Below are 12,745 nucleotides of genomic sequence, written 5' to 3'. Positions count from 1 at the left end.
CGCCATCCCACGCACCGACGTCAGCTCCTCCGCGACGATGCCGATGGCCGTGACCATCTGCATTTCCGTGGCCTTCAATCCGTTCTTGCAGGCGAAGGATCGAAGGTCGGTCAGAACGTCGAGTATCCAGTCGTTTGCCATACAGTTCTCGCCCCTAGATGGTTAACGATTCACTAATACAACCATAGCATGTATTCATGATGCAGCGTCACTCACCATTTTCAACTCCCCAGATATAGCGAGGGGGAAGACTGCAAGATATTGAAAAACTTGGGGTTAGGGCCTCCAGAACGGAGAACGCCGCAAGGGTGCGGACCCTCGCGGCGTTTGATTCCGATATGGAAACAGACTGTCTCTTATCTGGAAACGCTCGCCTCTAGCGTGTCTTCCCAGGTCCGAAGCCCCGTGCGCGGCGCCTGAACCAGAACGGCCATGTTCCCCGGCTTGTGTTCGTTGCGGCGCATCTTGACGTGCGCAGCCGGTATGTCCGCCCAGGGAAACACCTCGGACATGCAGGGGTCGAGCCGCCGCTCGACCATCAGCTTGTTCGCCGCTGCCGCCTGCTTCAGATGCGCGAAGTGCGAGCCCTGGATGCGTTTCTGGTGCATCCAGATATACCGCGCGTCCATTGTCAGGTTGTATCCGGTGGTGCCGGCGCAGATCACGACCATGCCGCCTTTCTTCACCACGAAGGTCGAGACCGGGAAGGTCGCCTCGCCCGGATGCTCGAACACCATGTCGACGTTCACGCCCTTGCCGGTGATGTCCCAGATCGCCTTGCCGAACTTCCTGACTTCGCCGAACCACGCCTTGTATTCGTCGGTATTGACCGTCGGAAGCTGGCCCCAGCAGTCGAAATCCTTGCGGTTGATGACGCCCTTGGCGCCGAGGCTCATCACGAAGTCCCGCTTGTCTTCTTCCGAGATCACGCCGATCGCGTTCGCCCCCGCCGTGTTGATGAGCTGGATCGCATAAGACCCAAGCCCCCCCGACGCGCCCCAGACCAGCACGTTCTGCCCCGGCTTCAGCTCGTGCGGATGATGCCCGAACAGCATTCGATAGGCCGTGGCGAGCGTCAGCGTGTAGCAGGCGCTTTCTTCCCAGGTCAGGTGCTTCGGGCGCGGCATCAACTGCTGCGACTGTACCGTGGTGAACTGCGCGAAGGAGCCGTCCGGCGTCTCATAGCCCCAAATCCGCTGGCTGGGACTGAACATCGGGTCGCCGCCGTTGCACTCCTCGTCCTCGCCGTCGTCCTGGTTGCAGTGGATCACGACCTCGTCGCCGACCTTCCAGCGCGAGACCTTGTCGCCGACGGCCCAGACGATGCCCGCCGCGTCCGACCCCGCGATGTGATACTCGGCCTTGTGGACGTCGAAGGGGCTGATCGGGATCCCGAGCCCCGCCCAGACGCCGTTATAGTTCACGCCCGCCGCCATCACCATCACGACGACCTCGTGGCTGTCGGGCCTGTCGACCGGCACCACTTCGAGTTGGAAGGATTTGTCGGGCTCGCCGTGACGCTCTCTCCGGATGGCCCAGGCGTGCATCTTCCCGGGAAGATGCCCCAGCGGAGGCATCTCGCCCACCGCGTACAGGTCCTTCTTCGGCGCCGTCTCGGTCATCGTGCCAGCCTCGTCCAAAGCCATGATCGTCCCCTTCTACGCTGCGATGCAGAATCGCAAAACTCAAGTCAGGAAATAGAACTGGCCACGCAAGATTGCAACCCAGAGGTCGTGTTATTTGAAATTTTATGTCTCGTCGGCTGTTAGAGGGTCAGGTTTTCTTCGCAAGCGCAGCACTCCGTATCAGCGGAAAGTCGCAGAGGCTGTCTCCAAGGGTTACACGATCGCCGAAAACGGGTACGATAGGGAGAATTCCGTAAACTTTCAGGTGGCTAGTCTAATGTCGTCCGGCGCGCGCGAACCAGACCTGCAGTCGATGCCGTCGACCACCCACCGCTTCCTCTACAATCGCTGGATGGCACGGCGCACCGTCGCGCTGGCGATGATCCTTCTCTATCCCACCCTGATCGCGCTGATCTTCGGCAATCCCGGCCCGGTCCTCGCCCTTGTCGAGGGAATGGTGCTTGGCGTCTGCCTTGTCGTCGCCACTGTTTTCATGGTGATTTCGCGGCATCCCGTAACGCGCCTCACCGTAGGCCCCGAAGGCCTGACGTCGCCCTTCGGCCTTCTGCGCAGCATCGCCTGGCATGAGGTCGAGCGCGCCCACTACGTCCCCCGCCGCCCCGTCTTCTGGCACGCGCAGGAGTGGCTCTACCTCGAGCTTCGCCCCCGCACCTCGGGTGTCCTCCGCCTCCCGCTGCCCTCGTGGATGGAATCCTGGATCCTCAGCCGCCTCGGCGTCCGCATCCCCCTCCACGCCCTCAAAGAGCCCTCGGGCGAGGTCCTGGCGTCGATCGAGCGCTTCGTTTCCGTGATCCAGACCGACCTCGCGGTCGAGACCGGGGCGATCCGCCACTAGGCATCGCCCCTCGCCGCGTCGCAGCGAATTGACACGGCCATTTCCTTGCGCATACTTGACCTCCAGCGAAATTATATTTCAACGCCGGTCGAGGATATCCGCAGATGTCGCACGCGCAGAAAGACCGTCCCTGGCTGTTCCGCACCTATGCCGGCCACTCGACCGCTGCCGCGTCGAACGCGCTATACCGCTCGAACCTGTCGCGCGGCCAGACCGGCCTGTCGGTCGCCTTCGACCTGCCCACCCAGACCGGCTATGACAGCGACCACCGCCTGGCGCGCGGCGAGGTCGGCAAGGTCGGCGTCCCGATAGCCCACCTCGGCGACATGCGCGCCCTCTTCGACGGCCTGCCGGTCGAGGAGATGAACACCTCGATGACGATCAACGCCACCGCGCCGTGGCTCCTGGCGCTCTACATCGCCGTGGCCGAGGAGCAGGGCGCGGACGTCTCGAAGCTGCAGGGCACCGTCCAGAACGACATCATCAAGGAATACCTCTCGCGCGGCACCTACGTCTGCCCGCCCCGGCCCAGCCTGAACATGATCACCGACGTCGCCGCCTACACGCGCGAGCACCTTCCGAAATGGAACCCGATGAACGTGTGTTCCTACCACCTTCAGGAGGCCGGAGCGACGCCGGAACAGGAACTGGCCTATGCGCTGGCCACCGCGCAGGCCGTCCTCGACGACCTCCGCGCAAAAGTGCCCGCCGAGCACTTCCCCGAGATGGTCGGCCGCATCTCGTTCTTCGTGAACGCCGGCATCCGCTTCGTCACCGAACTCTGCAAGATGCGCGCCTTCACCGAGCTTTGGGACGAGATCTGCCGCGCCCGTTATGGTGTCGAGGACGAGAAATTCCGCCGTTTCCGCTACGGCGTGCAGGTCAACTCGCTGGGACTGACCGAGCAGCAGCCCGAAAACAACGTCTACCGCATCCTGATCGAGATGCTGGCCGTCACCCTGTCGAAGAACGCCCGCGCCCGCGCGGTGCAGCTTCCGGCCTGGAACGAAGCCCTGGGCCTGCCCCGTCCCTGGGACCAGCAGTGGTCACTGAGGATGCAGCAGATCCTCGCCTACGAGACCGACCTTCTCGAATACGACGACCTCTTCGACGGCAACCCGGCGGTGACCGCGAAGGTGGAAGAACTGAAAGACGGCGCCCGGTCCGAGCTTGCCCACATCGACGCGATGGGCGGCGCAGTCGAGGCTATCGAATACATGAAATCCCGCCTCGTCGAGGCGAACTCCGACCGCATCGGCCGGATCGAGCAGGGCGAAACCACCGTCGTCGGCGTCAACCGCTGGCAGGCGGGCGAGCCCTCGCCGCTGACCAGCGGGCCCGAAGCGATCATGGTCGCCGATCCCGAAGCCGAGGCCGACCAAGTCGCGCGCCTGACGGACTGGCGCGCCTCTCGCGACGAGACAAGGGTCCGAGCTGCCCTCGACGCCCTCCGCAATGCCTGCGCCTCCGGCCAGAACGTCATGCCCGCTTCCATCGCCGCCGCGAAGGCAGGTGCCACGACCGGCGAATGGGGCGACGTCGTGCGCGCCGCCTTCGGCCAGTACCGCGCACCCACGGGCGTCAGCCGCAACCCCTCGAACCGGACCGAGGGACTGGACGAGATCCGCGCCGCCGTAGATGCCGTCTCGGCACGCCTCGGGACGCGCCTGAAGTTCCTCGTCGGCAAGCCCGGCCTCGACGGCCATTCGAACGGGGCCGAGCAGATCGCAACCCGCGCCCGCGACGCCGGCATGGACATCACCTACGAGGGCATTCGCCTGACGCCGTCCGAGATCGTCACCGCCGCGCGCGATGCGGGCGCCCATGTCGTGGGTCTGTCCATCCTGTCGGGAAGCCACCTGCCGCTGATCGAGGAAACGCTGGCCGAGATGACCTCGGCCGGACTCTCGCATGTGCCGCTGGTCGTGGGCGGGATCATCCCCGACTCCGACGCCGAGCGCCTGCGCGCGATGGGCGTCGCGCGTGTTTACACCCCCAAGGATTTCGAGCTGAACCGCATCATGTTCGACATCGTCGCATTGGCCGACCCCGAGGCGGTGGCGGCGGAATAGGATCTCAGGTCGCCGCGCCGTTCCTGCCGAAGGGGTCGTGGCCCCAATTCTTCAACGAATAGGCCCAGTTCGATCCCTCTGGCTCTTTCGGCTTCTGGGCCGAATGCCTTGCGATATAGCCAAGGACCTTCGCCATGTGATCCCATTGGGCGTCCGTCAGGTCGTCCTTGTCGGTCCGCTTGATCTCGACGATCCGGCGTCCCGACTTGTGGCCGGTGCTCTCGTCCCCATCGCTGCTGTCACCGACCGACCTGGACTCGTCGGTCAGGCCTCAAGCTCCTTGGGCGCCATGTTCACCTTCGTGCGCCACTCGCTCCAGATCTCGTCTCTCGACTTTTCCGTCATCGCAGCCTCAGGCTGATTGGAAGGCCCCGCCGATGGCGAGGCCCTCTGTTGTTCATTTCCGAAGGAACTCGATCAGCGCGCTGTTGAAATCGTCCGCGTGACTGACGTTGCAGCCGTGCGGTGCGTCCCGAATGACATGCATCTCCGACCCCGGCACCATGCGGTGCGTCCGCTCGCCCGAGCCCTCGATGGGCACGACCCCGTCGGAATCGCCGTGAATGACCAGCGTGGGCACGGTGATTTTCTTCAGGTCGTCGCGGAAGTCCGTGGTCCCGAACGCTTCCATGCACTTGAGCGCCGCGGTCTGGTCCGATTGCTCGCAAAGCGAGATCGCCATCTGCCGCTCGGGCTCGGACACCTTCAAGTCTCCATTCGCAGTGAAGAAGTTCTTTGTGAACCCCTCGAAGAAAGTCGCGCGGTTCTGCTTCAGATCCGCTTCCATCTTCTCGGCCTTGTCTTCGTCAAGCGGCCCTCCGGGGTTGTCGTCCGTCTTCATCATGAAGGGCGGCACGGCCGAGGCGAAGACGACGCTGTGGAGACGGTCTTCGCCGTGTGCCGAAATGTAGCGCGCGACTTCGCCGCCTCCCATCGAGAAGCCGACCAGGGTCACGTCTCGCAGATCCTTGTCGTCCATGACGGCCTCGAGATCGTCGGCCAGGGTGTCGTAGTCGTAGCCGTGGTTGGGCTTGTCCGACCGGCCGAAGCCTCGGCGGTCGTAGGTGATGACGCGAAAGCCCGCATCTCTCAGCGCGGGCAACTGGTGGGCCCAGGCCTCGCCCGACAGAGGCCAGCCGTGGATCAGGACGACGGGGCGGCCGGGGCCTCCCGTATCCTCGACACGAATGTTGACGGCGGAGTCGATACGCTGGTCCATGTGGTCCTCTTTCTTCGGATTGGTGGACGCGCCAATGGTCGGCGCGGCGTTGCGAATTCAACAGAAGAACGGCAGCGATGTTCCCGGCCCGTCCCCGACCCGACACCGATGTGATACCGACGTGATACCGACGCGATACCGACACGGCTTTTCGCCCTCCCCGCAGCTCGCTACTCTGTCCTTCGACCACAGAAAGGGATCGAGGGAATGACCGTCCACATCGGCGCCGAGCCCGGCGACATCGCCGAAACCGTCCTTCTGCCAGGCGATCCCTATCGCGCCAGATGGGCGGCCCAGACCTTCCTCGACGCGCCGCGACTGGTGAACGAGGTGCGGGGGATGCTGGCTTATACCGGGACGTGGAAGGGCAACCCCGTCACCATCCACGGCACCGGCATGGGGATGCCGTCGCTGTCGATCTACGTCAACGAACTGATCCGCGACTACGGCGCCAAGACCTTGATCCGCATAGGTTCTTGCGGCGGAATGCAGGACAGCGTCAAGGTTCGTGATATCGTCATCGCGATGACGGCCAGCACCTTGTCGACCCCCTCCCGAGGCATCTTCCGCGAGCTGAATTTCGCCCCCTGTGCCGACTGGACCCTCCTCCGCGCCGCCGCCCGTGCAGCCGAAGCCTCGGGCGTCGCCACCCACGTCGGCGGCATCTATTCCTCGGACGTTTTCTACGACGAACGCCCCGACCTGACCGAGCAGATGACCCGCCACGGAATCCTCGGCGTCGAGATGGAAGCCGCCGAGCTCTACACCCTCGCCGCCCGCCACAACCGGCGCGCTCTCGCCATCCTGACGGTGTCCGATCATCTCCTGAGCGGAGAGGCGCTACCCTCGGAAGACCGCGAGAGGAGTTTCGGGGAAATGGTGCGCATCGCCCTTGAAGCAGCTTTTTGACGAGCTAACGTTTCCTGTCAGCCCGCATGAGCGGTGCAATCGTTTCGACAGGAGACAGTTATGAAGATATTCAAATCCGCCGCGGTTCTTTCCGCGCTCGTGCTCGCCACTGCCTGCGCCCAGCAGGAAGAAGTGATGGTCGAGACCCCGCAGCAGACCCCGATCTATGCCAAGGACGGCACGATCATCGGGATGGAGCCCATGGTTCGCCCGGGTGGCATGATGTCAAGCAATAGCACCATGAGCTTGGACGATTGCACCGGCGCCGTCGCCGGCGGTGACGATACCGCGTGCGAGGAGGTCAACAACGACCTTCCCAGCGGTGTGGACGGCTGACTGCCGTAGGGCTTCGCTTGGGATTCAGCGGCCGTGCGAGCGATCGTAGCCGCTGACCTCGGGCGAGGCCCACCCTTCGGGGGGGTCTCCCTCGAAGACTTCGACTAGGAGCGGATGACACGCTGCGACGTCGGACGAATGTTCGCCGCCGCAATCGCCGCCCGGACAGGCGGAGAGAGCCCCAAGAAGGTCGATCTCGGCAAATAGCGTAAGCCTGTCCCCCGGCCTGACCGGCGACGCCTTCATGAAATACTGGCCGGTGTCCCGCGTAAACCCCGTGCACATGAATACGTTAAGAACGTCGTGAACGTGACGCTCCGCGTCGTTCAAGGCCATGCCCAGTTCGTCCGCCAGCGCCCGCGTCAAGTTCGAATGACAGCAGCGATGATAGGTCGTGCCCGACAATAGCTGCCCCGTGTAGGGGTCGCAGCGCGTTCCGATGACGTCGTGTACGCCGCCTCCGTCCGCGTCGATCCCGTACCAGCCAAGCGTGTCCTCGATCAGCGTCGCCATCGGCCGCAGATAGGGCAGCACCGACCACAGGCGGTCTCCCGTCGTCACATGTGTGCCGTGAAGCGCCCGGGTCTTTCCCGAGAACAACCTCTCGGACAGAGCGCCCGCGTTCCAGAGGTTCAGATCCCCCACTTGCGGACCTTCGACTGAGACGATGCGAAAGACTCCGCCCGCCGGAACGCGAAAGCAACGAGCCTCGCGGGGTGGGACGAGCATCTCTCCCGTCTTCGCATAGCCTGAAAGAGCCGCCAGTTTTGCCGCCACACCGGCATCGGGAAGCGTCTCGGGCGGGTACACGACGACGGGCTTGGCGGAGCGGCGTCGGTCGGCGTCAGAGGGAGTGCTATTCATTCCGGTCCAGTGCATGCCTTCGGCCAAAGCGTCGCCACAGTGGCCTGATGTCCATCGCGGCGATCGCGATGCCCAAAGGTATCATCCAGAAGCCGAGGATGGGAAGAAATCCCAGAAAGCCCAACGCGATGACGACCAACCCGACGAGCCAACGCAGACCGACAGGGATATGACGTCTCACCCATAGCCGTGTCCTCGCAACCATGCGGACGAGCTTGTTCTTGACTGTCATGCTACTTCTCGGCTCCCTTCGCCAGACAGAGATAGAGTGCGGCACCCCGACGCCCAAGGTCACATGGCCGACTTTTCCATCCGCTCAGGCGCCAACCCGCCACCCGACTGGACCGAACTGCACGCCCTTCTCGTGGCAGCCTTCAAGGTGATGGAGGGGAAAATCGACCCGCCCTCGTCCCTGGGGACGATGACCGCCGGCAGTCTGCGGATGAAGGCCGGAAAGGAATTCCTGGTACTGGCCGAGAAGGACGAGCGTCTGGTCGGTTGCGGCTTCGGAACCGCCAGCGATAAAGCCTTCTACCTCTCGAAGATCGCCGTTGCTCCGTCGATGCAGGGTCAGCATATCCTGCGCCGGATGCTGCCCCTGTTCGAAAACGAAGCGCGGCGGCTTGGATGTGACGCACTGACCCTGCAAAGCCGTGTAGAGATGACCGAGACCCATGCTGCCTTCGAGGCTTTGGGCTTCCGAAAGGTCTCTGGATCGTCTCACCCAGGCTTTGACAGGACGACAAGCTGGCACTTCCGCAAGGCGGTGTGACGGCCCCGCGAGGGGCCGCCACGAGGTATTCACGCAGGGACGGGGTCGGCCTTGGGTCGTCGCCAGGGAAGGGACCGGGGAAGGCCGGAGCCACGCCATTCTTCGTTCCGCGTCAGCCACATCGTCAGGGCAAGCGCCACGAAGGCGAGGGTCGATCCTGCCAGCATGGCCTGATCCTCACTCTGGAGGATGAGGTACAGAACCCCGTAGACCGCGACGAGGACGCCGCCCAGCAACCCGGTTTTGCGCCCGAGCTTCAGCGCCGTGGCACCGAAGACGGTAAGAAGCCCGATCGTCGCCCCGGCGGCAAGAAGGTAGGCCGCCCCGAAGCCGATGTGTTCGGCGTAGGACACCATGAGCAGGATGAAGACCGACTGCGCAAGCCCGACCATCAGGTACTGGACGGGATGTGCCGGCCTTGACGCCGCGCGGTCGAGGAGGAGAATAGTCAGGAAGGTCAGCGAGATGAACAGGATGCCATAGCGCGACGCCCTCCAGGCCTTCTGGTAGAAGTCGTTCGGCGTCAGGAATCGCGCACCCATCGTGGCACCCGCGCGTGCCTCGGCATCGGGATAGCGCCGTCCCGCCTGCGGCAGCGACCGTGCGAGGTGGGGAACCCTCCAGCTCGCGCTGAACCCCTCGGCCGTCACCTCCCTTTCGTCCGGAAGGAAGTCGCCGAAGAAACTGGGATCGGGCCAGTCGCTTGTCATGCGAAATCGCGTCGTCCGTCCGGTGGCGGCGACGGCGAAGGTGCCGGCGCCGTTGACCCCGAGATCGAGGGTGTAGCCCGACCTGTCGCGCGGGTCGCCCGTCACCGCCACGATGCCGGTGCGCTCCGCATCGCCCCGTGCAACGGGTTCCAGATCGAGAGCGTCTCCGCCCGCGACGAGCGTCGCCTCGCCCCTCAGTCCCCTGTTCGCGTTCAGGAAGATGGTCAGCGTCGCATCGTCCCAGTGCACCTCTTCCGTTTCGGTCGCCTCGGCCTCGGCCTGCGCGGTGTCGAAGTTGAAGGCCATGGCCAGATCGGCCGTATAGACGGGCACCTCGAACAGGCCGCGGCTTCGGATCGAGCTTCGGCTGGTCACGTCTATGTCGAGATCGTCGGGGTAGAGATAGATGGGCGGCCGTGTCTCGGTGACGGTCTCCTCGAAGTGCTCATAGATGACGTTGCCCTTGTCGTCGCGAAGCGTCAGGCCGGTGACGGAATCAACCGCCTCGCGCCGGCGGTCGTAGGTCACCTCTTCCGTTACGGGGATCGTCAGAAGCGGGCCGGAGAAAAGCTGCTCCCCACCCCATTCGCGGCTCAAGTCCGCGATCGTGCCGTCGGAATAGCGCGAGCGCTCCTGCACGATGTCGCTGACGAGGCCCAAAGGAATGAACATCAGAAGGGCGAGCGCGCCCACCATGATGAAGCGCAGGCCTGCGGAATGTGTCACGTCACTGTCCTTTCGTATCGTTTCTTCCGCCACGTCTGACGGCAGCTCCGCGCAATCGCCGTTGCGAAAGCGTGGACGAAGGGATCAGCGGTCGTGCATCTATGAGGAGGAGTTGCGCAGGCAGACGGTAGGCGCGCCGCCCTCTTCGGGGCAGGTGCGCGCGCCGCACGACGCGCAGACCCAGTCACCCGCCGCGCGGTCCTCCCGCCAGCGGCAGAGCCGGGTCAGCGAGGTTGTGCGCCGCATCCACCACAGATAGGCGAACGTGCCGGCGAGAAGAACGAGGGCGAGGACGACCATCGTCCAGATATGTCCCGCGCCAGCCGCGGGCGCAACCGGACCTCAGCGCTCGAAGGCCTCGACGCACAGCACAGTCGGCAGGTGGCGCGCGGCCTCGATCCAGCTTTCGCCTTCGTCGGCCGAGGCGAAGATCGAGCCCGAGTTGGTGCCGAAATAGACGCCGGCCGGGCTTTGGCGGTCCCCGGCCATCGCCTGCCGCAGGACGGTGAAATAGCAGTTCTGCTGAGGCAGCCCGTCGCGCTTCGCGGTCCAGGTGTCCCCGCCGTCGCGCGACGTCCAGACCGCGGCGCTGGCGTCGGGCGGAAAGCGTCCCTCGGTGTCGCCGTTGAGCGGAATGGTCCAGATCGTGTCGCGGTCCGTCGGGTGGACGCGGATCGGAAAGCCGAAGGTCGACGGCAGCCCCTCGGTGATATCGTCCCAGCTTCGTCCGCCGTCCCGGCTTCGGAACACGCCGTGGTGGTTCTGCTGGTAAAGCGTGTCCGCATCTCCCGGCGCCCGCATCATGTTGTGGACGCAGTGCCCGGTCTCGCCGTCCTGCCCCGCCGCCGGATGGTCGTGATGCGCGTGAGCCTCTTCGTTCGACATGCGATTGCGCCGCTCCCAGGAGCCGCCGCCGTCCTCTGACGCAAAGACGCCCGCCGCAGACACGGCAAGCCACAGTTTCTTCGGCACGCCCGGATCGGTGACGATGGTGTGCAGGGTCAGCCCGGCCGCGCCGGGGTTCCAGCTTTCGCGACCCTCGAAGTCGGCAAAGGCGTCGTTGCGCGTCCAGGACTTTCCCCCGTCGGAGGATTCGAACAGCTGCGCAGGCTTCGCCCCGGTCCACACCTTCCCGTGGGCCGCGTGGAGCGACCACAGGGCGTCGACCGTGCCGTCCTCGAACAGGGGCTCGCGCTTTTCCCACCCGAACATGCGCGCCATGTCGGGGTCGTTCGCGAACCATTTGTCCATCTGACCGTCGGTGAACTTCGCCAGCTCCCAGGTTTCGCCGCCGTCCTCGGACCGCCAGACGCCCGCACCGAACCATTCGTTGCCGCCCGCCGCCCAGAGCATCCCGGTCTCGGGATCGCCCACGGCGTGATTGATGGGCCAGAGGCCGCAGTGCGGCCCGGACACCGTCCAGGTCTGGCGATCGTCGGACGACAAGAGGAACGCACCTTTCGTCGTTCCTACAAGCAGGGTCACGGTCATGGCGTCTCTCTCTGATCGACTGACGGGCGAGTCGGTTGATCCAGATCATGATCCGGAGGCCCTGGCTTGGCTAGAAGCCTCTTTCATGGAAATATTCGCACTTGAGAATGCGTTGGAGGCCTACGGCGAGGGCACCGTCCTTGCGGCGGCCGGCCTCACCGTGGGCCTCGTCTTCGGGGCGGCGGCGCAACGATCCCGCTTCTGCCTTCGCGCAGCGACCGTCGAGGTGTTTGCGAGGCGGCCCGGCGAGAGGATGGCTGTCTGGCTTCTGGTCTTCTTCTCGGCGCTAGCGGCGACGCAGGGCGCGATCGTCGCGGGGTGGCTCGACGTGTCGGGCGCAAGGCAGATCGCGGCCGAGGGCAGCATGAGCGGGGCCATTGCAGGCGGACTGATGTTCGGCGCCGGGATGATCCTCGCCCGCGGATGCGCAAGTCGCCTGCTGGTCCTGTCGGGCACGGGAAACATGCGCGCCCTCGTCACCGGTCTAGTGGTGACACTGGTGGCGCAGGCGTCCTATCGCGGCGTCCTTGCTCCGCTTCGCGAGGACATCTCACGGATATGGACAGTCGCCGGCGGCGCTGACCGCGATCTTGCGTCCCTCGCTGGCCTCGGTCACGGCAGCGTCGTCCTCTTCGCGCTCACGGGCCTCGCCGCTGCGGCAGCATTGGCCCTTGCTTCGCACACCGGCTTGGGAACGGCCTTCGCCGCCGTCGTCACCGGGCTTGCCGTGGCGCTTGGCTGGCTGGCCACCTGGGCCGTGGCGTCGACCTCTTTCGAGGTCGTCCCGATCTCCTCCGTCACCTTCACGGGTCCGTCGACCGACACACTGATGGCGCTTGTAACGCAACCGGACCTGCCTCTGTCCTTCGGCATCGGCCTCGTCCCCGGCGTCTTTCTCGGTTCGCTGGCGATGGCGGTCCTTCGGCACGAGTGGCGCATCGAACGCTTCGGCCCGGACACCCCGATGGAGACCTATCTGCTGGGTGCAGTCCTCATGGGCTTCGGCGCGATGTTGGCCGGGGGATGCGCCGTCGGCGCGGGAGTGTCCGGCGGGGCGATCCTGTCGCTGACCGCCTGGGTCGCCGCCGTCTCGATGTGGGCCGGATCCTTTGCCATGCAGGCGATCCTCAGGGTGGCGGACGCCCGCAGGACCGCCGCCGCCTGA

Annotated in this window: 12 protein-coding genes and 1 pseudogene; 6 read left to right on the top strand and 7 right to left on the bottom strand. The window is 64.9% G+C overall.

All coding sequences use genetic code 11. The features are described 5' to 3' along the window. Nucleotides 1-356: 356 nt before the first annotated feature. Nucleotides 357-1,646, bottom strand: a complete 1,290-nt coding sequence (gene ccrA, locus C8D95_RS11860) for a crotonyl-CoA carboxylase/reductase (protein ID WP_109759413.1) — start codon at nucleotides 1,644-1,646, stop codon at nucleotides 357-359. A gap of 292 nt (nucleotides 1,647-1,938) precedes the next feature. On the opposite strand from ccrA, the gene C8D95_RS11855 reads away from it, so the two are divergent. Continuing rightward, on the top strand, nucleotides 1,939-2,481 hold the full coding sequence (locus C8D95_RS11855; protein WP_146202995.1) for a hypothetical protein: 543 nt from the start codon (nucleotides 1,939-1,941) through the stop codon (nucleotides 2,479-2,481). Nucleotides 2,482-2,585: 104 nt separating this feature from the next. Beyond that, complete coding sequence (locus C8D95_RS11850; protein ID WP_109759411.1) at nucleotides 2,586-4,553, top strand: protein meaA; 1,968 nt, start codon at nucleotides 2,586-2,588, stop codon at nucleotides 4,551-4,553. 4 nt (nucleotides 4,554-4,557) lie between these two features. Here C8D95_RS11850 and C8D95_RS11845 read toward each other — a convergent pair. Next, nucleotides 4,558-4,898, bottom strand: a pseudogene (locus C8D95_RS11845) (DUF3140 domain-containing protein). A 52-nt stretch (nucleotides 4,899-4,950) separates the two neighbouring features. Continuing rightward, entirely contained in the window at nucleotides 4,951-5,772 is an 822-nt protein-coding gene (locus tag C8D95_RS11840; RefSeq protein ID WP_109759410.1) for an alpha/beta fold hydrolase, read from the bottom strand. Nucleotides 5,773-5,979: 207 nt separating this feature from the next. On the opposite strand from C8D95_RS11840, the gene deoD reads away from it, so the two are divergent. Together deoD and C8D95_RS11830 are read left to right on the top strand one after the other, a co-directional pair. Then, on the top strand, nucleotides 5,980-6,681 hold the full coding sequence (deoD, locus tag C8D95_RS11835; protein ID WP_109759409.1) for a purine-nucleoside phosphorylase: 702 nt from the start codon (nucleotides 5,980-5,982) through the stop codon (nucleotides 6,679-6,681). Nucleotides 6,682-6,741: 60 nt separating this feature from the next. Next, complete coding sequence (locus C8D95_RS11830; RefSeq protein ID WP_109759408.1) at nucleotides 6,742-7,017, top strand: hypothetical protein; 276 nt, start codon at nucleotides 6,742-6,744, stop codon at nucleotides 7,015-7,017. Nucleotides 7,018-7,041: 24 nt separating this feature from the next. On the opposite strand, the gene C8D95_RS11825 is transcribed toward C8D95_RS11830, so the two are convergent. After that, nucleotides 7,042-7,881, bottom strand: a complete 840-nt coding sequence (locus C8D95_RS11825) for an urea carboxylase-associated family protein (protein WP_109759407.1) — start codon at nucleotides 7,879-7,881, stop codon at nucleotides 7,042-7,044. 295 nt (nucleotides 7,882-8,176) lie between these two features. Between C8D95_RS11825 and C8D95_RS11815 the strand changes: the two genes are divergently transcribed. Next, entirely contained in the window at nucleotides 8,177-8,653 is a 477-nt protein-coding gene (locus C8D95_RS11815; RefSeq protein ID WP_109759405.1) for a GNAT family N-acetyltransferase, read from the top strand. Between the two features lie 29 nt (nucleotides 8,654-8,682). Here the strand turns inward: C8D95_RS11815 and creD are convergent, their stop codons facing one another. The 3 genes from creD to C8D95_RS11800 form a co-directional block, all read right to left on the bottom strand. Further along, nucleotides 8,683-10,089, bottom strand: a complete 1,407-nt coding sequence (gene creD / locus C8D95_RS11810) for a cell envelope integrity protein CreD (protein WP_109759404.1) — start codon at nucleotides 10,087-10,089, stop codon at nucleotides 8,683-8,685. A gap of 99 nt (nucleotides 10,090-10,188) precedes the next feature. Further along, nucleotides 10,189-10,389, bottom strand: a complete 201-nt coding sequence (locus tag C8D95_RS11805) for a hypothetical protein (protein ID WP_109759403.1) — start codon at nucleotides 10,387-10,389, stop codon at nucleotides 10,189-10,191. A gap of 42 nt (nucleotides 10,390-10,431) precedes the next feature. Continuing rightward, complete coding sequence (locus C8D95_RS11800) at nucleotides 10,432-11,580, bottom strand: WD40/YVTN/BNR-like repeat-containing protein (protein WP_109759402.1); 1,149 nt, start codon at nucleotides 11,578-11,580, stop codon at nucleotides 10,432-10,434. 85 nt (nucleotides 11,581-11,665) lie between these two features. Between C8D95_RS11800 and C8D95_RS11795 the strand changes: the two genes are divergently transcribed. Next, nucleotides 11,666-12,745, top strand: coding sequence for a YeeE/YedE family protein (locus tag C8D95_RS11795; protein WP_109759401.1), 1,080 nt, complete (start codon nucleotides 11,666-11,668; stop codon nucleotides 12,743-12,745).

It is taken from the genome of Silicimonas algicola (assembly GCF_003148765.1).
Taxonomy (GTDB): domain Bacteria; phylum Pseudomonadota; class Alphaproteobacteria; order Rhodobacterales; family Rhodobacteraceae; genus Silicimonas; species Silicimonas algicola.
Note: the sequence above shows the minus strand (reverse complement) of the source record. Positions and strands in the feature narration are given on the sequence as shown.

Coding starts and splice junctions, on each gene's coding strand:
- ccrA (WP_109759413.1), bottom strand. CDS start 1,646: ATGGCTTTGGACGAGGCTGGCACGATGACCGAGACGGCGCCGAAGAAG.
- C8D95_RS11855 (WP_146202995.1), top strand. CDS start 1,939: ATGCCGTCGACCACCCACCGCTTCCTCTACAATCGCTGGATGGCACGG.
- C8D95_RS11850 (WP_109759411.1), top strand. CDS start 2,586: ATGTCGCACGCGCAGAAAGACCGTCCCTGGCTGTTCCGCACCTATGCC.
- C8D95_RS11840 (WP_109759410.1), bottom strand. CDS start 5,772: ATGGACCAGCGTATCGACTCCGCCGTCAACATTCGTGTCGAGGATACG.
- deoD (WP_109759409.1), top strand. CDS start 5,980: ATGACCGTCCACATCGGCGCCGAGCCCGGCGACATCGCCGAAACCGTC.
- C8D95_RS11830 (WP_109759408.1), top strand. CDS start 6,742: ATGAAGATATTCAAATCCGCCGCGGTTCTTTCCGCGCTCGTGCTCGCC.
- C8D95_RS11825 (WP_109759407.1), bottom strand. CDS start 7,881: ATGAATAGCACTCCCTCTGACGCCGACCGACGCCGCTCCGCCAAGCCC.
- C8D95_RS11815 (WP_109759405.1), top strand. CDS start 8,177: ATGGCCGACTTTTCCATCCGCTCAGGCGCCAACCCGCCACCCGACTGG.
- C8D95_RS11805 (WP_109759403.1), bottom strand. CDS start 10,389: ATGGTCGTCCTCGCCCTCGTTCTTCTCGCCGGCACGTTCGCCTATCTG.
- C8D95_RS11800 (WP_109759402.1), bottom strand. CDS start 11,580: ATGACCGTGACCCTGCTTGTAGGAACGACGAAAGGTGCGTTCCTCTTG.
- C8D95_RS11795 (WP_109759401.1), top strand. CDS start 11,666: ATGGAAATATTCGCACTTGAGAATGCGTTGGAGGCCTACGGCGAGGGC.